23 protein-coding genes are annotated in these 18,945 nt (G+C 68.7%); 19 read left to right on the top strand and 4 right to left on the bottom strand.

What is annotated here, in order from left to right; translation table 11 throughout:
* Positions 1-12 precede the first annotated feature (12 nt).
* Both AC07PF_RS28825 and AC07PF_RS28820 read right to left on the bottom strand, forming a co-directional pair.
* A complete protein-coding gene (locus AC07PF_RS28825) occupies positions 13-354 on the bottom strand; it encodes a hypothetical protein (RefSeq protein WP_494614186.1) in 342 nt (113 codons plus the stop codon).
* Between the two features lie 86 nt (positions 355-440).
* Positions 441-929, bottom strand: coding sequence for a MarR family winged helix-turn-helix transcriptional regulator (locus AC07PF_RS28820; RefSeq protein ID WP_494614185.1), 489 nt, complete (start codon positions 927-929; stop codon positions 441-443).
* A 158-nt stretch (positions 930-1,087) separates the two neighbouring features.
* On the opposite strand from AC07PF_RS28820, the gene AC07PF_RS28815 reads away from it, so the two are divergent.
* The 16 genes from AC07PF_RS28815 to AC07PF_RS28740 all read left to right on the top strand — a co-directional run bounded on the left by AC07PF_RS28815 (position 1,088) and on the right by AC07PF_RS28740 (position 11,975).
* The gene (locus AC07PF_RS28815; RefSeq protein WP_494614184.1) at positions 1,088-2,074 is read left to right on the top strand and encodes a Bug family tripartite tricarboxylate transporter substrate binding protein; all 987 of its coding nucleotides are present in this window, start codon (positions 1,088-1,090) and stop codon (positions 2,072-2,074) included.
* 27 nt (positions 2,075-2,101) lie between these two features.
* Positions 2,102-3,124 carry an amidohydrolase family protein gene (locus AC07PF_RS28810; RefSeq protein WP_494614183.1) on the top strand — a complete coding sequence of 341 codons (1,023 nt, stop codon included), beginning with the start codon at positions 2,102-2,104 and terminating at the stop codon, positions 3,122-3,124.
* Position 3,125: 1 nt separating this feature from the next.
* The gene (locus AC07PF_RS28805) at positions 3,126-3,485 is read left to right on the top strand and encodes a NifU family protein (RefSeq protein WP_494614182.1); all 360 of its coding nucleotides are present in this window, start codon (positions 3,126-3,128) and stop codon (positions 3,483-3,485) included.
* Positions 3,482-4,504: a fumarylacetoacetate hydrolase family protein gene (locus AC07PF_RS28800; RefSeq protein ID WP_494614181.1), complete on the top strand. Its 1,023-nt coding sequence runs from the start codon at positions 3,482-3,484 to the stop codon at positions 4,502-4,504. Before AC07PF_RS28805 ends, AC07PF_RS28800 begins: the two co-directional genes overlap by 4 nt.
* Positions 4,505-4,529: 25 nt before the next feature.
* A complete protein-coding gene (locus AC07PF_RS28795) occupies positions 4,530-4,991 on the top strand; it encodes a nuclear transport factor 2 family protein (protein ID WP_494614180.1) in 462 nt (153 codons plus the stop codon).
* A 233-nt stretch (positions 4,992-5,224) separates the two neighbouring features.
* Positions 5,225-6,340: a porin gene (locus AC07PF_RS28790; protein ID WP_494614179.1), complete on the top strand. Its 1,116-nt coding sequence runs from the start codon at positions 5,225-5,227 to the stop codon at positions 6,338-6,340.
* Between the two features lie 288 nt (positions 6,341-6,628).
* Positions 6,629-7,828: a TCR/Tet family MFS transporter gene (locus tag AC07PF_RS28785; RefSeq protein ID WP_494614178.1), complete on the top strand. Its 1,200-nt coding sequence runs from the start codon at positions 6,629-6,631 to the stop codon at positions 7,826-7,828.
* A gap of 90 nt (positions 7,829-7,918) precedes the next feature.
* Positions 7,919-8,458 carry a hypothetical protein gene (locus AC07PF_RS28780; RefSeq protein ID WP_494614177.1) on the top strand — a complete coding sequence of 180 codons (540 nt, stop codon included), beginning with the start codon at positions 7,919-7,921 and terminating at the stop codon, positions 8,456-8,458.
* A gap of 148 nt (positions 8,459-8,606) precedes the next feature.
* Positions 8,607-8,843, top strand: coding sequence for a hypothetical protein (locus AC07PF_RS28775; protein ID WP_494614176.1), 237 nt, complete (start codon positions 8,607-8,609; stop codon positions 8,841-8,843).
* An 82-nt stretch (positions 8,844-8,925) separates the two neighbouring features.
* Positions 8,926-9,141 carry a hypothetical protein gene (locus AC07PF_RS28770; RefSeq protein ID WP_494614175.1) on the top strand — a complete coding sequence of 72 codons (216 nt, stop codon included), beginning with the start codon at positions 8,926-8,928 and terminating at the stop codon, positions 9,139-9,141.
* A 125-nt stretch (positions 9,142-9,266) separates the two neighbouring features.
* Entirely contained in the window at positions 9,267-9,737 is a 471-nt protein-coding gene (locus AC07PF_RS28765) for a hypothetical protein (RefSeq protein WP_494614174.1), read from the top strand.
* A 143-nt stretch (positions 9,738-9,880) separates the two neighbouring features.
* Positions 9,881-10,099, top strand: a complete 219-nt coding sequence (locus tag AC07PF_RS28760) for a hypothetical protein (protein WP_007858249.1) — start codon at positions 9,881-9,883, stop codon at positions 10,097-10,099.
* Between the two features lie 198 nt (positions 10,100-10,297).
* On the top strand, positions 10,298-10,459 hold the full coding sequence (locus tag AC07PF_RS28755) for a hypothetical protein (RefSeq protein ID WP_007858247.1): 162 nt from the start codon (positions 10,298-10,300) through the stop codon (positions 10,457-10,459).
* Positions 10,460-10,603: 144 nt separating this feature from the next.
* On the top strand, positions 10,604-11,188 hold the full coding sequence (locus AC07PF_RS28750; RefSeq protein WP_007858245.1) for a hypothetical protein: 585 nt from the start codon (positions 10,604-10,606) through the stop codon (positions 11,186-11,188).
* A 188-nt stretch (positions 11,189-11,376) separates the two neighbouring features.
* Complete coding sequence (locus AC07PF_RS28745) at positions 11,377-11,637, top strand: hypothetical protein (protein WP_494614173.1); 261 nt, start codon at positions 11,377-11,379, stop codon at positions 11,635-11,637.
* Positions 11,638-11,828: 191 nt separating this feature from the next.
* Positions 11,829-11,975, top strand: a complete 147-nt coding sequence (locus AC07PF_RS28740) for a hypothetical protein (protein ID WP_186457873.1) — start codon at positions 11,829-11,831, stop codon at positions 11,973-11,975.
* A gap of 370 nt (positions 11,976-12,345) precedes the next feature.
* On the opposite strand, the gene AC07PF_RS28735 is transcribed toward AC07PF_RS28740, so the two are convergent.
* Entirely contained in the window at positions 12,346-12,639 is a 294-nt protein-coding gene (locus AC07PF_RS28735) for a hypothetical protein (protein WP_007858235.1), read from the bottom strand.
* A 141-nt stretch (positions 12,640-12,780) separates the two neighbouring features.
* On the opposite strand from AC07PF_RS28735, the gene AC07PF_RS28730 reads away from it, so the two are divergent.
* The 3 genes from AC07PF_RS28730 to AC07PF_RS28720 all read left to right on the top strand — a co-directional run bounded on the left by AC07PF_RS28730 (position 12,781) and on the right by AC07PF_RS28720 (position 16,474).
* Positions 12,781-13,164 carry a response regulator gene (locus AC07PF_RS28730; RefSeq protein ID WP_494614172.1) on the top strand — a complete coding sequence of 128 codons (384 nt, stop codon included), beginning with the start codon at positions 12,781-12,783 and terminating at the stop codon, positions 13,162-13,164.
* A gap of 151 nt (positions 13,165-13,315) precedes the next feature.
* On the top strand, positions 13,316-15,520 hold the full coding sequence (locus AC07PF_RS28725; RefSeq protein ID WP_494614171.1) for a response regulator: 2,205 nt from the start codon (positions 13,316-13,318) through the stop codon (positions 15,518-15,520).
* Between the two features lie 42 nt (positions 15,521-15,562).
* Positions 15,563-16,474, top strand: coding sequence for a glutaminase (locus AC07PF_RS28720; RefSeq protein WP_494614170.1), 912 nt, complete (start codon positions 15,563-15,565; stop codon positions 16,472-16,474).
* Between the two features lie 99 nt (positions 16,475-16,573).
* On the opposite strand, the gene AC07PF_RS28715 is transcribed toward AC07PF_RS28720, so the two are convergent.
* Positions 16,574-18,835, bottom strand: coding sequence for a sensor domain-containing diguanylate cyclase (locus AC07PF_RS28715; RefSeq protein ID WP_494614214.1), 2,262 nt, complete (start codon positions 18,833-18,835; stop codon positions 16,574-16,576).
* Positions 18,836-18,945: the final 110 nt, after the last annotated feature.

Below are 18,945 nucleotides of genomic sequence, written 5' to 3'. Positions count from 1 at the left end.
GGCGCTGCGCCCTCAGAGGTCCCGCACCAGGGGGTAGGCCTTGACCAGGCAGGCCACACCCAGGCCGATGAAGGCGATGGCCGGGCCGTAGTCGCCCATCAGCCAGTAGGCGACGTACATGGCGATGGAGATCCATTTGGCATTCATGGATGGCTCCCCGGGGTGGAAACACATCACCACCCCTGCAGCGAGGAGACCGGTGCCCAGCAGGGAAAAGCCGATCCAGGCCAGCGGATGCGGCGCCTGGCCGTCGGCGGCATGGGTGGGTGGAGCAGGCTCCTTGCCCTGGCGGGAGGCCCACAGGATCGCCGCAGCGACCGCGATCACGCCGAAAAGTAGGTAGAAGTTGGGCACAGGGGGAGCGGGTTTTGCGGGCCCTGCATTGTGGGCCCGGGTGCCCGCATTTCCAACGGCAAATGGGCAGCGGCAGCTGCCTGTGCCTACCCGTTGATCCCCGCCATGCGGGTCAGCAGCCGGTTGAGCGTGTCGATCTCGGCGCGGGTCATGCCGGCGGTGATCTCCGACTCGCGCTGCACCACGTAGCTGCGCAGCTGGGCCAGCACGCGCTCGCCCTTGGGGGTGATGCGCAGCTCGTTGGAGCGCTTGTCCGTGGCGGACTGCTTGCGCTTGACCAGGGCCATCTCCTCCAGCCGCACGATGGCGGGCACCAGGCTGGACTTTTCCAGGCCGATGGCGCTGGCCAGGCGCGAGTGGCTCAGGCCCGGGTTGCAGCTGAGCAGCTCCAGGATCTCGAAGCTGCCCGGGCTGAGGCTGGTGCCCTCCACCTCCATCGAAAAGTCCTTGAAGGTCCGCAGGTAGGCGATGCGCAGCTGCCTGCCCACCAGGGTGGGCAGGACGCCCATGCGCATCGCACCCTTGCCCTCGCTATCGAGGGCGTCTGCATCGTGGGGGGCTTGGCTGGCGCTCATCGGTTGCGGGGTCTCCTGGGGGTATGCAGAACCTGCCACGGGTAAACCCCAGGGCAAATTGGTTTGACGTCGAACCATATCATACCTAAACTAGTTTTACATCGAACCAATTTGCATGGTCCGGGAACAGGGGCAGCAAGCCCTCAAGGAGACAAGCGATGAAATGGATGATCCACGTGGCCGCCCTGGCCATTGGCCTGTCGGCCCTGCCGGGCAGCTGGGCGCAGGCCCCGGATGCCAGGGCCTATCCCACCAAGCCCGTGCGGCTGGTGGTGCCGTATGCAGCAGGGGGTGGGGGGGACGCGGTGTTCCGCCTGGTCACCGAGCCGCTGGCCGCGCGGCTGGGCCAGCCGCTGTACTTCGACTACCGCGCCGGGGCCGGTGGCACCATCGGCCTGAACCTGCTGAGCAAGGCCGAGGCGGATGGCTACTCGCTCGGCGTGGGCAGCAGCGATGCCGTGGCGCTGGCGCCCAACTACCACGCCCGGCTGGGCTACGACCCGCAGAAGGACCTGCTGCCCATCGCCATCGTGGCCGAGATGCCGCTGGTGCTGCTGGTCAAGGCCGACTCCCCCATCAAGGGCTACAAGGACCTGGTGAAGATGGCGGCCGACAAGCCCGGCTCGGTGACCTATGGCACGCCCGGCTCGGGTTCGGCATCGCACATCATGGGCGCGCTGCTGGCCAGCGGCTCGGGCGTGGAGTTCACGCACATCCCCTACAAGGGCACGGCCCCGGCGATCCAGGACCTGCTGGGCGGCCAGGTCACCACCATCATCACCTCGGGTTTCGATGCCGTGCCGCTGGACAAGGCGGGCCGCGTGCGTGCGCTGGCGGTGTCCGGCACCCAGCGCTACGCGCTGCTGCCCAAGACGCCCACGGCCAGGGAGCAGGGCGTGGACCTGGTCGACGACCTCAAGGTCTGGTTCGGCGTGTTCGCGCCGGCCGGCGTGGGCAAGGCCATCGTCGCCCGCCTGGCGCGCGAGATCGACCAGATCATCTCCACCGAGCAGTTCAGGACGCGCTCGGCCGAGCTGGGCTTCGTGCCCATCCACACCACGCCCGAGCAGTTCCAGCTGCGCGTGCAGGAAGACACCACGCGCCTGGCGGCGCTGGTGCGCCGCACCGGCGTCAAGCCCGACTGATCCCCGCGCCACCACGAGAACCGACCCATGATTGAAGACTGCTTCATTTTCGACAACGTCATCCACCTGTACGACCTGTCCAACGTCAACGTGCGCCAGGACGTGGCCGACGCGCAGGAGGCGCGCGACCACACGCTGGAAGAGGTCGCCCGCCTGCGCTGGACGGGCTACCCCCTGCACGAGGACAAGGCCTTCGACTGGGGCCGGCGCTGGGGCGTGGACGACATGTACGACCTGGTGTTCAGGAAGGCCCCCACCGACATGGCCATGGCCCAGGTGGTGCCCATGTTCGACTGGTTCAAGGACTGGTATGCGCCGGTGAAGTCGCAGCACGCGATGGCACAGGCCCACCCCGGGCGCGTGCTGCTGTGCGGCGGCGTGGACCCGGCCTACCAGGGCCTGTCGGCCGCGCTGGAGCAGATGGAGTACCAGGTCAAGGAACTGGGCGCGCGTTCGCTCAAGTTCTACAACGGCCACGTCAACACGCGCCAGTGCTGGCGCTGCGACGACGAGAAGATCGCCTACCCGCTGTACGAGCGTGCGCGCGAGCTGGGCATCAAGGTGATCCAGTTCCACAAGGGCAACCCGCACGGCCTGCAGAACATGGAGTACCTGAGCCCCATCGACCTGCAGGCCCCCATGCGCGACTTTGCGGACATGGACTTCATCGTGCACCACTTCGCGCTGCCGTACTTCGACGAGATGGTGTCCATCACCGCGCGCTTTCCCAATGTCTACCTGTCGCTGGCCGGCTACATGGCGATGTACCGCATCGCGCCGCGCCGGGTGCAGCACCACATCGGGCGGCTGCTGCAGGTGGGCGGTGCGGGCAAGCTGCTGTGGGGCTCCGAAGCGGCGCTGGCCGGCGGCCCCAAGCCCTACCTGGACGCCTTCATGGGCATGCAGATCCCCGACGACCTGCGCGACGGCTACGGCTACCCAGAGATCACGCACGAGGACAAGCGCGCCATCCTGGGCGAGAACTTCGCGCGGCTGATGGGCGTGGACATCGCAGCCAAGCGGGCCGAGCTCGATGCCCTGGGGCGCTGACATGGCTGCCGCTGCCATCGACACCCAGGCCCTCGCCACGCGCATCGAATCGGTCAACGTGCTGGTGCGCTCCCATGCCGGCGAGATCGAGCTCGTCGGCGTGGCCGGCGATGGCCGGGTCACCGTGCGCTACACCGGCATGTGCGCGGGCTGCGACTACCGCCCCGTGACCACCGCCGGCACCGTGGAGCCCGCGCTGCTGGACGTGGCGGGCGTCACCTCCGTGGCGGTGGCCGGGCCCCGCATCTCGGAAGCCGCCAGCGCGCGCATTGGCGCCACCCTGGACCAGACCGCGGCGCGCGAGCGCGCCGTGCAGATCGTGCGGCAGATCGAACACGACAAGAGGACATCCATCCCATGAAACTGGCCACCTACCTTCCCGCCGGCCGGCGCGAGCCGCGCATCGGCATCTACCTGGAGCATGCCGGTGGCGCCTACCTGGTCGATGCCGTGCGCGCCTATACCCAGGTGCTCTCGCAGGTCGACCGCGAGCCCGGCGCGGCCGCCACGGCCACGGCGCTCATCACGCACGACATGAAGACCCTGCTGGCCGGCGGTGCCACGGCCATGGCCGCATGCCAGCGCGCGTTCGACCAGGTCCGGCACTGGCTGGGCAGGGGCGCCGGCGGCGTGCAGCAGCTGCTGGAGTGCGGCGTGCTGCATGGGCGTGGCAGCGTGACCCTGCTGGCACCCATCCCGCGGCCGGGCAAGGTGGTGGCCATCGGGGCCAACTACCGTGCGCACATCGAGGAGGGGCGCGACACCGGCGCCATCACCGAGCTGCCCAGCTACCCGCCGGCCTTCCTCAAGATGTCGACCGCAGTGGTGGGCTCGGACCAGCCCATCGTCTACCCCGGCTTTGGCCATGAGCTCGACTACGAGGTCGAGCTGTCGATGGTGGTGGGCCGCAACTGCCGCGACGTGGCCGCCGAGGACTGGCTCGACTGCGTGGCCGGCTTCACCATCGTCAACGACCTGAGCATGCGCGACGTGATCCTGGAGGAGAAGGCCTCGGGCATCGTGTTTGCGGGCAAGAACTTCGAGTCGGCCTGCCCGATGGGGCCATTCTTGGTCACGCGCGACGAGATCGCCGACCCCGGCAACCTGCGCATCGGCCTGCGCGTCAACGGCCAGGTGCGGCAAAGCGATTCCACCCGCAGCATGCTGTTCAGCTGCGGCCAGATCTTTGCGTACTGGTCCCGGCTGGGGCTCGAATGCGGGGACGTGATCACCACCGGCACGCCGGGCGGCGGCGCCGGATTTCACCGCAGGTTTCCCGAGCGCCTGCTGCAGGTGGGCGATATGGTGGAAGCCGAGATCGAGGGCCTGGGCACGCTGCGCAACCAGGTCGTGAAAGCCGATGCGCACCCCCGTTTTTGATGCCATGCAGAAAAGGAAACCGACCATGAAAAAACTGTTTGCGTTGTGGGCTGCGGCCCTGTTGGTGGTGGGCTGCTCGTCGCTGGGGCCCGGCGCGCCGGGCCCATCGGTGGAGCAAGCCAACACCCGGCTGGTGCTGGAGTTCTACGAGGTGGTGCTCAACGGCAAGAATGCCGATGCCGCGGCCCGCTACGTGGCCGTGGACTACATCCAGCACAACCCGCGCGTGCCCACGGGCCTGGCCCCGCTGCAGGGCTTTGTGCGCGAGCTGCAGCGCAGCGCGCCGCAGGCACGCTCCACCGTCAAGCGCGTGGTCGCCCAGGGCGACCTGGTGGTGCTGCACTCCCATGCGCAGCGCGGCGGGCCCGACGACCGGGGCATGGCCCTGGTGGACATCTTCCGCGTGCACCAGGGAAAGATCGTCGAGCACTGGGACGTGATGCAGCCCGTGCCCGAGACCGCGGCCAACCAGAACGGCATGTTCTGAGCCCGCCGCGGCCGAACACCGGCTGAACACCGGCCGCGCCCTGACCACCACAGCCCCCTGACCGCCGGCCGTCCGCCGGCGGCGGGAGCATGCGCCCACGCCGCCCATGAAGCAGGGGCGGGGCCCAGCAGTTCCTGCATGCGCTTCCTGGTGCCCGGCTTGCCCGGTGCCTGGCCGCCGCATGCCTGAAGCAAGCAACCAAGCAAACCAACTGGATGGATGGAGACAATCCCATGAAGAAGACAGCAACCCTGTTGGCCGTATGGGCCGTGGCTGGCACGGCAGCGGCGCAATCGTCCGTGACCCTGTTCGGCGTGGTCGACGCCACGCTGCAGCACATCTCGAACACGGGTGGCGCCAGCGTCAGCCGGCTGACCAATTCGGGCTTCAGCAACTCGCGCCTGGGCTTTCGCGGCGTGGAGGACCTGGGCGGCGGCCTGTCCGCATCGTTCTGGCTCGAGGCGGGCCTGAACAACGACGATGGCACCGGGCTGGCCACCAACAGCAACAACCAGGCCTCGGGCGCGGCCCCGGCGGCTGCAGGCGGGCAGGGGCTGACCTTCAACCGCCGCTCCACCGTGAGCCTGGCCGGCCCTTGGGGCGAGGTGCGCCTGGGGCGCGACTACACGCCGCAGTTCTGGAACCTGACCATCTTCGACCCGTATGGCAACGTGGGCGTGGGCGCCACGCTGACCTTCGGCAGCATCGTCACGGGCGCGCCCTTCACCGCGGCGCGGGCCTCCAACAGCATCGGCTACCTGCTGCCGGGCAACCTGGGTGGCTTCTATGGCCAGGTGATGCACTACCGCGGCGAGAACGCCAGCAATGCCGCGGGCGGCACCGCCAGCGACGGCACGGGCACCGGGGCGCGCTTTGGGTACGCCAGCGGGCCTGTGAACGTGGCGCTGGCCCTGGGCCGCACCCAGCGCGCCGGGGCGCTGGGCGATATACGGCAGGCCAACATCGGCGCGCAGTGGGACCTGGGCGTGGCGCGGCTGGTGGGGCAGGTCACCCGCGACACGGGCTCTGCCAGTGCCGTGGCAGGCGGCCCAGCGCTGCGTGCCGACGGGCATGGCTGGCTCGCCGGTGCTCTGGTGCCCGTGGGCGTGGGCGAGGTGCGGGTGTCGTACTCGCAGTACCGGCAGGAGTTTGCCGCGTCCGACAACCGCGCGCGCAAGCTGGCACTGGGCTATGTGCACAACCTGTCCAAACGCACGGCGCTGTACACCACCTATGCACGCCTGAACAACCGTGGCGGTGCGTTCGCCACGGTCACCCAGGGCGCGGGCAGCCCGGCGGCCAACGGCAGCTCCAGCGGCTTCGACGTGGGCTTGCGCCACAGCTTCTGAGCACGGCCCGCGGGCTTTCCGATCTCCGAGGTGTTGGGGCTGCCGGCCATGCAGGGCTGGCAGCCCGCTTTTTTTCGCGCGGGTGCGCGCCGTGCCATACTGTGGCCCACAACAACCGCGAAAAACGGCCGCTGGCCTTCGCCAGGTGGGCACACCACCTGCAGCCAGCAGCCGCGCACACGCCATCGGCCCCACAGGGGTGATCCGGCCAGCGTTTCCCCCGACATCCGTCGGACCTTGTTGCGAGCACCTTGAACCGTGCCCGCACAGACTGGAACGCCTGCCGCCATGCACCACCGTACCCCCTCCCTCTTCGCCATCTACCTGTGCATTGCGCTCGATGCCATGGGCATCGGCCTCGTGTTTCCCATCCTGCCCGCGCTGGTGCAGGACGTCATCCATGCGGCCCAGGTGGCGCCGGTCGTCGGTGTGATGGCGGCGCTCTACGCCGCCATGCAGTTGGTGTGCGCGCCGGTGCTCGGTGCGCTCAGCGACCGGCTCGGGCGCCGGCCCGTGCTGCTGCTGTCGCTGGCCGGGGCCTGCGCCAGCTACCTGCTGCTGGCCTGCGCACCCAGCCTGCCGCTGCTGCTGCTGGGCCGCGCTATCGCGGGGCTCACCGGCGCCAGCATGTCGGTGGCCACGGCCTACCTCACGGATGTGACGCCCGAGGACCAGCGCGCGCGGCGCTTTGGCCTGTTCAACGCCATGTTCGGTGCGGGCTTCATCGCCGGGCCGGTGCTGGGTGGCCTGCTGGGCGACCACGGGGTGCGGCTGCCCTTCATCGCGGCGGCGGTGCTCAACGGCGCCAACTTCGTGCTGGCATGGGTGTCCCTGCCCGAGTCGCGCCAGGGCCGCGGGGGGCACATCGACCTGGCCGCCTTGAACCCGCTGCGGCCGCTGGCCTGGGTGTTCTCGCAACGGCAGTTGCTGCCCCTGGTGCTCACCTTTTTCACGCTCGCCGTGACCGGGGAGGCCTATGGGGTCTGCTGGGCCCTGTGGGGCGGCGACGCCTTCCACTGGAACGGCACCTGGATCGGGCTGTCGCTGGGTGCGTTCGGCGTGTGCCAGATGCTTGTGCAGGCCTTCGCGCCCGGGCCGGCCAGCCGCTGGCTGGGCGAGCGCGGCGCGGTGCTTGCGGGTGTTGCCTGCGCCTGCGGGGCCCTGGTGGCCATGGCCTTCATGCGCCAGGGCTGGATGGTGTTCGTGGCCATGCCGGTGTTTGCGCTGGGCAGCATCGGCACGCCGGCGCTGCAGGCGCTGGCCAGCCGCCAGGTGGGTGCCGACCTGCAGGGGCAGTTCCAGGGCGTGCTGGCTTCGGCCATGAGCCTGGCGTCCATCATCGCGCCGCTGGGCTTCTCGGCGTTCTACCACGCCGTGCGGTCGGACTGGCCCGGCGCCATTTGGCTGCTGGTGGTGGCGGTGTACGCGGTGGCCGTGCCGCTGGTGGTGCTGGGAACGCGGCGCTCCCGCATACCGGACAGGGTGTAGCAGATTTGCCATGGTTTTCGAGTATCGGGATTCCGACAAGCCAAACTTTTATCTTGGCGCCTGGGCCGTGCCTGCGGGCAGAATGGGGTGATGACACGCACCCCGGACATCGCCCTTACCGATCAGGAACAAGCATGGCTGGGCCAGATCGACTTCAGCCGCCGGCACGACGATGCCACCGTGCGCTCGCTGGAGCCCATGGCGCGGCTGTTCGAATCGCTGGAGGGGCGGGGCGCCATCCCTGTGGAGCGCATTCGCTACTACACCGTGCCCGACCGCTATCCCGCAGGGCGCGGGCGCTCGCGCGAGGACTGGTTCGAGGCCAACGGCAGCCCTGCCGACGGGGCGCACCTCGCCGCCAGCTTTCTGCCCCGGCTCGAGTACTACCTGTATGGGCCGAACCTTCCGGCCGACATCCTGGCGGCGTTTCGGCAGGCCGCGCTGTCCGATGGCCGGCTCTCCAGCTGGGAGATCGAGCGGCTCAAGCCCAGCGCCATGCAGGTGGTCAAGGCGCTGCCGCAGGAAATCTCGCTTTCGGCGGAGGAATTCCTGAAGCTGGCCTTCGAGTGCGGTGCACAGCCGAGCGCGGCGACCTCGCTGTGGGAATCGCTGTGCAAGGTGCGGCGTTAGCCTGGTCGGACAGGGCACCGGGCGGCAAGACCCGCCATGCAGCAAGGGCAGCCAGCGGCCTGCTGCCTGCGGCTTGTGGCGCACAATGGCCTGCACCTGTGCGATTTTCGCGGGGGCTGGCCTTTTTTCCCTGCGAAAGTGAACCGACATGAATGATTTCGAACAGCGCCTGCTCGCCACGGCGCAGGTACGTGCGCTGGCCGCAGAGATCCGCGAGGAGGCCGCCCTGTCCGCAGAGCGCACGGCCAGCAAGACCGCGCAGACCTTCAACCGGATTGCCTGGAACGCCAGCAACCCCGTGATCGACTTCGTTCCGAGCGCCCTGGACGAGTTCGCAAAGGTGGCAGACATCATCCGCAGCCATTCGGCCACGCCATCGGCATAGCAGGCTGGCCGGCGCTGGCGCGCGGGCTGCTCGTCTGTGCTGGCGGGGCACCATCGACCCATCTTCCATCCAGAGCGACACCATGACCGAGAACTCTTCAGGCGATTGCGTTGGCAGCGGGCAGCTGGAACATGAAGGGCATGTCGGCACCTGGAAGGTGAAGGACGGGACGCTTACCGTCACCTGCCTCACCATGGGCCTGGCGCCCAAGAGCGCGCTGGTCAAGCACAATCCGGACTTCCTGGCGCGGCTGCTGCTTCAGGAGATGCACCGCGAATGGAAGCGGATGCGTCCGTAGGGTGGGCACAGCCAGGTGGCACCCGGATTGACATCTGCCTGCGCCGGGGCCATCGTGCAGCGCTGTGGGTGGCATTGCCGGGCGGCGGTTGCCGAAGGCGCTCTGGCAGCATCGGAGAAGACGGTATGGCAGCGAAGTTCACCGACTACCTGGACGCGGTCACGCCGCACAGGATCGCGTACTCCGCGCAGGAGTCGGGCTCGGCGCTGCGCGAGTTCCTGGCGCTGGTCGACGAGTACCGCAGTGCCCTGGCAACCCTGGGCATCACGGTAGGCCAGCACAGCGGCGATGGCGAGAAGCTGCTGACCTTCGGCACGCCGGTGGGTGACATCGACCTGTCCCGCCGCTGGGTCCTGGGCGGCGAGAACTACATGGACCGGGTCGCCGTGTTCAGCTGCGCGTCGCGGGTGCCGCTGCAGGGCGATGTGGTCCTGGCCTTCGTGCGTTTCAAGGCCGCATCGAACCAATGGGTGCTGCCGGATGGCCAGCCGTTCCCGTTCTCCGGCGGACGGTACCAGCGCAGCGGGGTGGCCACCACCTTGCAGCATGCCATGGCGCACAAGCTGCGGCTCGACACCGAGGCACTGCTGCCCTGAGCTGGGGCGGCGCACGGCAGGCGAGGGTGTTTTTGTAGGCATTGGCTGACGCGTGGGGCCGCGCACCCGCCGTACAGTGGTCCATCGATGTGCTGGCGTGCTGCCCTGCGGGGTTGCCAGCGTGGACAGAAAAGGACCTGCCGATGGCCATGGTGACAACGGAGCACCGCTTGCGGTGCAGCGATTCGGACAGCTGCTGGGTGACCCTGGTGCGCGGTGAGAAATGGTCGGTGGTGTCGGTGGAGCTGACCGGGGGCGAGGTGCTCAACGTAGGCCCCGAGGACGCTTTCGATACCGAGGACGAGGCCCTGGCCCACGCGCGCAGCTGGGTGTGCGAGCACAGCGGCAAGGTGTTCGAGTAGCCGCCGCTCCTGCGATCCATCCTTGCGTCCTCTCCTTTTCCTCCCCTTCTTTTTCGTGCGCTCTCCGTGCGGTATGTCACATCCGCACCCATTTCCAAAGTGCGATCGGGTCCGTCTGCTGCGAGGATGGGAACTTGTCTGACACGGACGGCTGGGCTTGCCAGCTACCTTTGCATACATCCAACCCGGGAGAGCACCATGAACACCAGCAAACCATTCCAGCGCCAGATGTCCTTTGCCGATGCCGGCCTGGCAGACGACGGTGAGCTGGAGTTTGGCCAGTACAGCCCCCGCGTGATGTGGCTGGCAGCCGCCGCGGTGCTGCTGCTGGTGGCCGTGGTGACGTTTGCCGCAGGCTGAAGGCAGGGCGCAGCCTGGGCTGGTTACCGCAGGCAACACAGCTTGTCGCAGGGGCGGGGCGCGAGCAGACTGCAGGCTCGTCGGCGTGTACGAAGGCACCCGGCATGAACACACCAACACACAAGAACCCGGGGGAAATCCACTATGAGTACCATGCATCCACTGGCACGCGGAGCCGCTCTGGGCGCTGCGCTGCTGTTGTCCTGCGCCGCCATGGCGCAGGACTATCCCTTACGCTCGCGCGATGAACTGGGCCCCAGGGCGCGCGCGCAGTACGACCGCTGTGTGGACAACGCCACCAACAAGCCCACGCCCACGGGCATCCAGATCGCCCTGCGCGTGTGCGACGAGAACTTCCTCATGGCCCGTGTGCCGGGGGAGCGCACGCCGCGCCTGAGCGCCGAGGCGCGGGCCAAGCGCCTGGCCGAGGAGTACAACTCCGACGCGCGCGAACGGCGCGACGGGCGCATTCTGTCCACCTCGGCCACGCACGCGGGCCGGCATGTGACGGTGAAGTTCCTGGTAAGCCCGGCCGGGGTGCGGCCGGACTTCGAGGCCGTGGTGGAGCGCGAGCTGATGGGCACGCTGTGCCGTGATCCGCATGTGGTTCCCGACCTGCAGGCGGGTGTGCGGCTGAGCTACATCTACGACGACACCGCCATGCGCCGGTTGGCGAATGTGACGGTATCACAGTCCAGGTGTGGCGAATGGCCCTGGAACCGCATGTAAAAAGCGCTTTCTGCTGCCAAATCCATGCTGCAAAGCCGCCCTCCGGGGCGGCTTTTTTCGTGGCGCCACGGGGCTGGCCGGGGTGCGGGTTTTCCGCAGCCAGGAATGGCATTTGTCCGACAGCCCGGACGCCCGCCGGCCGTTAACTTCAGTGCACCACACAAGCCAGGAGGAACCACATGAAAAGCATGAGCAACACATCGGGCCACTACGGCATGCTGCAGGGCGTTGACGGTGCGGGCGATTCGCGGGTGTTCGGCGTGGCCGCCACCATCGCTGTTCTCCTGGTCGCGGCCGTGGTGGCCTTCAAGATGGCCGGGCCGGAGATCAAGGCCAGCGTGCTGAGCCGCCTGCCCGTGGCGTCCCAGCCCCTGTCGGCGCAATCGGCGTCGGCCCCGTCCCCGCGTGCGGACACGCCTGCACGCGGCCTGACCATCGGCGAGCACTGACACGCCAGCGCAGGTGCATTTTTGCCGGTGGACGCCAAGCCGCTGCGGGCCGCAATACGTCAAGCAACAGCCCATCGGGGCACCAGGTTTTTGGCGGCTGTCACAACCGGAGGGCACCGCTGCAGGCACCATAAAGGCCTGTTTCTTGCAGACGCCTTTTCTGTCTGCAATCCGCCTTCTTCGTCTGCTCCATGGTCCTGTACAAACCCGGCTCCCAATTCCTCTACAAAGGCCGCGTCGTCACCGTCGACTACATCATCATCCGCAAAAACGGCATGTGGATCCGCCTGGTGGGGCATGAGGAGTCGTGCCTGCCCGAGGCGCTGACGCCGCTGTGAGCACCATGCCTTTTGGCGGGTGCAGGGCTCCATCAGGGGGAATTGATGCTTGCCGGGGTCTCGGGATCCACATCTGACTCTGGCGGGTGGGGTGCCGGGGCCGTGGGTGTGGTGTCACCGCGCTCGGGCGCCGTGTCCGCAGGCTTGCGCTTTCCCGCGGTGGCATCGGTTTCCGTGAAGGCCGGGGTGGGGCGATCCGGGTCTTTGCGGGGCTTGCTGTCGGGTGATGGGGGCTGAGTGGCCATGGGGCCTCCGCGGCTGCGCAAAAGTACAGTGTGCGCAGGCATGCGGGGCGCGGCTGTAGGATGATGCCGCTGCCCGGGCGGCCGTCGCACGCAGGCCACAACTGGCGGGCCGCGTTTCTGTCTGCCTATTTCTGGGTCTTGGCGGCGGCGCTTTGCTTGGCGTCGATCTCGCGCAGCAGGTCGTTGGACTTTTCGAGTGCTTCGGCCGTCTCGTTGAGCTGCTGCTCCAGCTCGTCGGTGCGTTCCACGGCGGCCTGCAGGTCACCCTCCAGCGAATCGGGCGGGATTTGCGTGGACAGCACGGCGTGAACCACGTTGAGTTCGCTGGCCGTGGCCTTGATCTGCTCGGCCGCTTCGGCGTTCTGGTTCAGCACATCGGCGATTTCTGCGGCCTGGGGTGGGGTGGCATCACGGGACATATTTCAGGCTCAGTGGTGGAAAAGATCACACAATCGTGTAGCAGCCCCTACACGCGGGGCATATGCCTACACGCCGGATTCGGTTGCGCGCTTAGATTGTAGGCAGCTTCCCTCTATCCGGTGTAACCGGCACGGTCCACGATGCCTTTCATCACCATCCTTGTCGAAGACAACAAAATGATCAGTGAGACCCTGGTCCCGGCATTGGAGGAGCTGGGCAATGCACGCGTTGTTGCCATTGCCGCCACGGCCACCGGCGCCCGGCACGCGCTGGAACGCTGGCACGGCCAGTGGCAGCTGATGGTGGTGGACCTGTTCCTGGCCGCCGGCTCCGGCCTGGAAGTGCTGCAGGCCGTACGCCAGCGCAATCCCGGCCAGCATGTCTACGTGCTCTCCAACTACGCCACGCCCGACATGCGCCGCCGCTGCCAGGCGCTGGGCGCCGATGGCGTGTTCGACAAATCCACCGAGCTCGATGCCTTCTTCGCGCAGTGCATGGCGCTGCCCGATCCCGCACCCGGTTGAAGGTGGGGCGGGTCAGAGCGTGCCCACCCCATGAACACCCGGTGGTTCAAATGGGTTTGAGAAGGTACAGTGCGCCATCATTGGGCCATTGGTGGGCTATTCCCGAGCGGGGACCCATCTGCCCACAAGAACGTGTTCAACGAGACACCCCATGCAACTGAGCGCAGCCGCGTTATCCACCGTCATCAACAGTGCCACCGACACGGCCATCATCGCGCTGGACAGCCGTGGCGCGGTGCTCAGCTGGAACCCCGGCGCTGTGCGCCTGCTGGGCTGGACCGAGGACGAGATGCGCGGCCAGACGCTGCTGTGTATCTTCCCCGAGGAGACGAACCCCCAGGCGCGCGTGACCGAGGAGATGGCCGATGCCCTGGCCAAGGGCCGGGGCGGCCACGAGGGCTGGCGCATGCGCTCCGATGGCTCGCGCTTTTGGGCCGTGGGCGAACTCACGCCAGTGACCGACCCTGCTGCCGCGCCCGTGGCCTTTGTGAAGGTACTGCGCGACCGCACGCAGTGGAAGGTGTCCGAGGACGCGCTGCGCGAGGAAAAGCGCACGCTCGAGGTGCTCAACCGCGCCGGCGCCACGCTGGCGCGCGAGAACGACCTGGCCAAGGTGGTGCAGGCGGTGACCGATGCTGGCGTGGAGGTCACCGGCGCGCAGTTTGGGGCCTTCTTCTACAACCTGGTGAATGAAGCCGGCGAGAGCTACACCCTGTACACCCTGTCGGGGGCACCGCGCGCGGCGTTCGAGGACTTTCCCATGCCGCGCAATACGGCGGTGTTCGGCCCCACCTTCGGGGGCGAGGGCATCGTGCGCTCGGACGACATCACCCAGGACCCGCGCTATGGCCACAGCGCGCCCTACCACGGCATGCCCAAGGGCCATCTGGCCGTGACCAGCTACCTGGCGGTGCCGGTGGTCAACCGCGCCAGCGAAGTGATCGGTGGGCTGTTCTTCGGTCACTCCCGTGCGGGGGTGTTCACCGAGCGCTCCGAACGCTCGGTGGCGCTGCTCGCGGCCGAGGCGGCCATCGCCATCGACAATGCACGTCTGTTCGAGGCAGCGCAGCGCGAGATCGAAGAGCGCCGCAAAGCCGAGGCCGCGCTGCAGACGCTCAACGCCACGCTGGAGTCGCAGGTCGCCGAGCGCAGCGAGCAGCTGCGCCTGCACGAGGAGGCGCTGCGCCAGGCACAGAAGATGGAGGCCGTGGGCCAGCTCACCGGCGGCATCGCGCACGACTTCAACAACCTGCTGCAGGGGATCATGGGCAACCTGCAGCTGCTGCGCAAACGGCTGGGGCAGGGCGTGCAGGGCGCTGCGGCCGACCTGGACACCTACGTGGGGCGGGCCCTGTCCTCCACCTCGCGCGCGGCGGGGCTCACGCATCGGCTGCTGGCGTTCTCGCGCCGCCAGCCGCTCGATCCCAAGGCCGTGCGGGCCAATCCGTTGGTGATGTCCATGCAGGATCTGCTGCGCCAGACCATCGGCGAGAAAGTGGAGCTTGCGCTGCAGCTGTCGCCCACGCTGTGGACCACGCTGTGCGATGAGAACCAGCTCGAAAGCGCCATCCTCAACCTGGCCATCAACGCCCGCGACGCCATGCCGGCCGGCGGCCACCTGACCATCGAAACCCAGAACGCCGAACTCGATGCGGCCTATGCCGCCGCCCTGCACGGCGTCAAGCCCGGCCCCTACGTGTGCATCAGCGTAACCGACACGGGCACGGGCATGACGGCCGAGACCCTGGCCCATGCCTTCGAGCCTTTCTTCACGACCAAGGCGGTGGGCGAGGGCTCGGGCCTGGGGCTGTCGATGATCTATGGCTTCACCCGCCAGTCCGAAGGCCATGCACGCATCTTCAGCGAGTACGGGCAGGGCACCACGGTCCGTATCTACCTGCCGGCCCACTTCCATGCCGAGGACCGTCCCGCTCACCCATTGCCCGCGCCCGCCGCCACGGCGGCAGCGGCCAAGGGCGAGGTGATCCTGGTGGTGGAGGACGAAACCCTGGTGCGCGAGATGGTGGCCGAGGTGTTGCGCGACCTGGGCTACCAGGTGCTGGAGGCGCACGACGGCCTCTCGGGGCTGGACCAGCTGCGGGTGCGCGAGCGGCGCATCGACCTGCTCATCACCGACGTCGGCCTGCCGGGGCTCAACGGCCGCCAGGTGGCCGAGGCGGCCAGCGCCGAGCGGCCGGACCTGAAGATCTTGTTCATGACCGGCTATGCCGAGAAGGTCTCGGCCTCGCAGCCGTTTGTCTCCCCCGGCATGGAGATCCTCACCAAGCCCTTCGAGGTGGACGACATGGCGCGCCGGGTGCGCGCCCTGCTGGATGGCAGCGTGGAGCGCCGATGAGCGCAGGTAACCCCTGTCTGTCTGCAGGCCGATAATCGGCGCATGCAGTTCCAGCCCGTTCTTGAAGAAATCGTCCAGGCCTTGCGCCCAGAGCTCGGGGCCGAGGGCCAGGTGGCCAACTACATCCCGGCGCTGGCGCGGGTGCCGGCAGCGCAGTTCGGCATCGCGCTGCGCACCTGCGACGGCCAGGAGGCGCAGGCCGGCGACAGCGCCACGCCGTTCTCGATCCAGAGCATCTCCAAGCTCTTCGCGCTGACCCTGGGCATGCAGGCCCTGGGGGACAGCCTGTGGGAGCGCATCGGCCGCGAGCCCTCGGGCAACCCGTTCAACTCGCTGGTGCAGCTCGAAGCCGAGCAGGGCATGCCGCGCAACCCCTTCATCAACGCGGGCGCCATCGCCGTCACCGACCGCCTGGTCAGCCGGGGCGATGCCAAGGTCGCCATGCTGGAGCTGCTGTCCAGCCTGTGCAACGAGCCGGTGCACTTCGACGAAGAGGTGGCTGCCTCCGAGGCGGCCACCGGCTTTCGCAACATTGCGCTGGGCAACTTCATGAAGAGCTTCGACAAGATCGACAACGATGTCGCCGCCGTGCTGGATGCCTACTTCCACCACTGCGCGGTGGGCATGAGCTGCCTGCAGCTGGCGCGCGCCACCGGCTACCTGTGCCGCGACGGCCGCCACCCGTTCAGCGGTGAGCCACTGCTCACCGAGCGGCAGACTCGCCGCATCAACTCACTGATGCTGACCTGCGGCACCTACGATGCCGCCGGTGAATTCGCCTTCCGCATCGGCCTGCCGTGCAAGAGCGGTGTGGGCGGCGGCATCGTGGCCGTGGTGCCCGACCGCCTGAGCCTGTGCGTCTGGTCGCCCGCGCTGGACGGGACCGGCAATTCGCTGTTGGGCATGCGCGCCCTGGAAATGTTCACGGCCAGGACGGGGCTGTCGGTGTTCTGAGCCCCAGGCGCCCCAGGGTGCTTGTGCCCCCGGCCTCGCCACGGCCCTGGCGTTCGCCGAGCGGGGCGCCTGGCCGGCCGGCCGGGGTGGGCCTGCGGGTCACAGCACGCTCGCGGGCGTCTCGTCGGTGGCAAAGCCCGCGCGGCCCTGGCCCTTGGCCTGGTAGAGGGCCATGTCGGCGCGCCGGGTGAGGGTGGTGGGCCTGCCGTCCGCCGATGGCGCGACGCAGGCCACGCCGATGCTCAGCGTGACCCAGGGCCCCAGCGGCGAGGCCCCGTGGGCGATGCGCGCGGCCGCCATCGCGTCCAGCAGCCGCTGCGCGACCAGGCGGGCGCCCTCCATGGTGGTCTCGGGCAGCAGGATGGCGAACTCCTCGCCGCCGTAGCGCATGGCACGCTCGTGCGAGCGCCACAGCGCATCGCGCAGCACGCTGGCCACGCGCCTGAGGCATTCGTCGCCCGCCTGGTGGCCGTGCCGGTCGTTGAAGCGCTTGAAGTAGTCCACGTCCACCATCAGCAGCGACAGCGCCGAGCCCTGGCGCGCGTTGCGCGCCCACTCGGCCAGCAGCGTGTCGTCGAACAGGCGGCGGTTGCCCAGGCCGGTGAGCGCGTCCTGGTAGGACAGCTCGGACAGGGTGGCGTTGAGCCGCTCGAGCTCCAGCGCGGCCTGCTTGCGTGCCGTGATGTCCTGGAAGGCCCCCGCCAGGCGCACGATGGCGCCGTCGCGGCGGATGGCCTCGCCCTGCGTGCGCACCCACAGCAGGCGCCCCTTGGCGGAGACGATCTGCAGCTCCAGGTCCCAGGGCGTGCCGTGCTGCACGCACCTTTCCACAGCGGCGTCGATCAGGGGCCGCGATGCCGGGGTGTAGTAGTCGAGCGTGCGCGGCAGGTCGGGAGCGCTGCCGGGCTCCAGGTCGTGGATGCGGTAGACCTCGTCGGTCCATTGGGACTGTCCCGTGGCCAGGTCCCGCGTCCAGCCGCCGATCCGGGCGATCTCGCCGGAGCGCCTTTGCAGCAGGGCGGCATCCGCCAGTGCCGCCTCGTTGGCCTTGCGCTCGGTGATGTCCATGAAGGTGCCGATCATGCGCAGGGGTGCGCCGCCCTCGGCACGCTCGGTCACCTTGCCGCGGCTGAACAGCCACACGAACTGCCCGCCATCGCCCACGCTGACGCGGAACTCGTTTTCGTAGGCCGGGCTGGCCGCCCTGAGGTGGCTGGAGAAGGCGGCGGTGTTGCCGGCCCGGTCGGCCGGGTGCAGCGTGGCGGTCCATTCATCGACGGAGCGGACCACCTCGGCATCGCCGTAGCCCAGCATGCGCGCGCCCCGGGCGTCGATGCGCAGCTGGCGCGCGTCCACCTGCAGCTCCCACAGGCCCAGTTGCGCGCCGTCGAGCGCACGCTCCAGGCGGGCCGCCGTCAGCCGCAGCGCGGCCTGCGAGGCCTCTTCCTGCGCCAGCAGCCGGCGCAGGCGGCGGCGCTCGAACAGGCGCAGGCCGGTGGCCAGCACCAGCACGGCGGCATACAGGGTGGCATACAGGCGCACCTGGGCGTACCAGGGGGCGTAGACCTCCGAGCGCTCGCGGCTCACGGCCAGCACCACGGTGTTGTCCAGCCCCAGGCCCTGCGGCTTCACGCTGGCCAGCACCACCAGCCGCTCGCGGCCGGTGGCCGGCACCAGGCCCTCGTACACCGTGTTCTGGCGCTGGCTCTGGACATGGGCCTCGAACGCGGAGCCCGGCCTGGCCAGGTTGGCCATGCGCTCGGAGCCCGTGCTGGGCACGGTCACGAAGACCTCGCCATCGGCGTGCGCCATGGTGGCCCGCATGTCGGGTGCGAACAGCGCCGCGCGCAGGGTGAAGGCAAAGAACTCGTCGTCCAGGGTGGCGGTGACCGCGCCCGTGAACTGCCCGGCGGCATCGAACACGGCGCGCGACAGGTGCAGCGCCACGCCCTCGTCGTCCGAGGCCGAGGGGCGCGAGAGGTAGAGCGCATGCGGGTCCGGCCGGCCCTGCACGGTGCGAAAGAACTCCTTGGCAAAGAAGTCGCGACCCACGTCGACGGCCCGGTCGGACGCCACGGCCGTGCCATTGGCGTCGTATACCGCTAGCCCGCGCACGGCCTGGATCACGTCGGTGAGCAGGTGCAGCTGGCGCGAGGAGTCGGCGCTCGAGACCGCCAGCGCCGAGGCACGGTAGTCCCGGCTGATGCGCGTGAGCGCCTCGTTCAGGCCCTTGAGCTGGCGCGTGAGGTTTTCCGAGACATAGCGGCTCACGTCCTGCAGGCGGGCCACCTCGACCTCGCGGATGGCGTGGCGCGCGGTGTACAGCTGCACGGCGAGGGCCACCCCGGCCAGGGCAAACACGAACAAGAACACCCGCCACGGTTCGAGCCGCAGCGAAGAGCGGTCTTTGGCAGAAGACCCTGGGGAGTCGGTTCGCGAAGAAAACACCTGCCGGGCCTTGCCTTTCATCC

It is taken from the genome of Acidovorax sp. GW821-FHT10A04, from assembly GCF_059415825.1.
Note: the sequence above shows the minus strand (reverse complement) of the source record. Positions and strands in the feature narration are given on the sequence as shown.

Bases quoted from the DNA above. Each gene is read 5' to 3' on its own strand.
- AC07PF_RS28820 (WP_494614185.1), bottom strand. From the start codon at position 929: ATGAGCGCCAGCCAAGCCCCCCACGATGCAGACGCCCTCGATAGCGAG.
- AC07PF_RS28815 (WP_494614184.1), top strand. From the start codon at position 1,088: ATGAAATGGATGATCCACGTGGCCGCCCTGGCCATTGGCCTGTCGGCC.
- AC07PF_RS28810 (WP_494614183.1), top strand. From the start codon at position 2,102: ATGATTGAAGACTGCTTCATTTTCGACAACGTCATCCACCTGTACGAC.
- AC07PF_RS28805 (WP_494614182.1), top strand. From the start codon at position 3,126: ATGGCTGCCGCTGCCATCGACACCCAGGCCCTCGCCACGCGCATCGAA.
- AC07PF_RS28800 (WP_494614181.1), top strand. From the start codon at position 3,482: ATGAAACTGGCCACCTACCTTCCCGCCGGCCGGCGCGAGCCGCGCATC.
- AC07PF_RS28795 (WP_494614180.1), top strand. From the start codon at position 4,530: ATGAAAAAACTGTTTGCGTTGTGGGCTGCGGCCCTGTTGGTGGTGGGC.
- AC07PF_RS28790 (WP_494614179.1), top strand. From the start codon at position 5,225: ATGAAGAAGACAGCAACCCTGTTGGCCGTATGGGCCGTGGCTGGCACG.
- AC07PF_RS28785 (WP_494614178.1), top strand. From the start codon at position 6,629: ATGCACCACCGTACCCCCTCCCTCTTCGCCATCTACCTGTGCATTGCG.
- AC07PF_RS28780 (WP_494614177.1), top strand. From the start codon at position 7,919: ATGACACGCACCCCGGACATCGCCCTTACCGATCAGGAACAAGCATGG.
- AC07PF_RS28775 (WP_494614176.1), top strand. From the start codon at position 8,607: ATGAATGATTTCGAACAGCGCCTGCTCGCCACGGCGCAGGTACGTGCG.
- AC07PF_RS28770 (WP_494614175.1), top strand. From the start codon at position 8,926: ATGACCGAGAACTCTTCAGGCGATTGCGTTGGCAGCGGGCAGCTGGAA.
- AC07PF_RS28765 (WP_494614174.1), top strand. From the start codon at position 9,267: ATGGCAGCGAAGTTCACCGACTACCTGGACGCGGTCACGCCGCACAGG.
- AC07PF_RS28760 (WP_007858249.1), top strand. From the start codon at position 9,881: ATGGCCATGGTGACAACGGAGCACCGCTTGCGGTGCAGCGATTCGGAC.
- AC07PF_RS28755 (WP_007858247.1), top strand. From the start codon at position 10,298: ATGAACACCAGCAAACCATTCCAGCGCCAGATGTCCTTTGCCGATGCC.
- AC07PF_RS28750 (WP_007858245.1), top strand. From the start codon at position 10,604: ATGAGTACCATGCATCCACTGGCACGCGGAGCCGCTCTGGGCGCTGCG.
- AC07PF_RS28745 (WP_494614173.1), top strand. From the start codon at position 11,377: ATGAGCAACACATCGGGCCACTACGGCATGCTGCAGGGCGTTGACGGT.
- AC07PF_RS28740 (WP_186457873.1), top strand. From the start codon at position 11,829: ATGGTCCTGTACAAACCCGGCTCCCAATTCCTCTACAAAGGCCGCGTC.
- AC07PF_RS28735 (WP_007858235.1), bottom strand. From the start codon at position 12,639: ATGTCCCGTGATGCCACCCCACCCCAGGCCGCAGAAATCGCCGATGTG.
- AC07PF_RS28730 (WP_494614172.1), top strand. From the start codon at position 12,781: ATGCCTTTCATCACCATCCTTGTCGAAGACAACAAAATGATCAGTGAG.
- AC07PF_RS28725 (WP_494614171.1), top strand. From the start codon at position 13,316: ATGCAACTGAGCGCAGCCGCGTTATCCACCGTCATCAACAGTGCCACC.
- AC07PF_RS28720 (WP_494614170.1), top strand. From the start codon at position 15,563: ATGCAGTTCCAGCCCGTTCTTGAAGAAATCGTCCAGGCCTTGCGCCCA.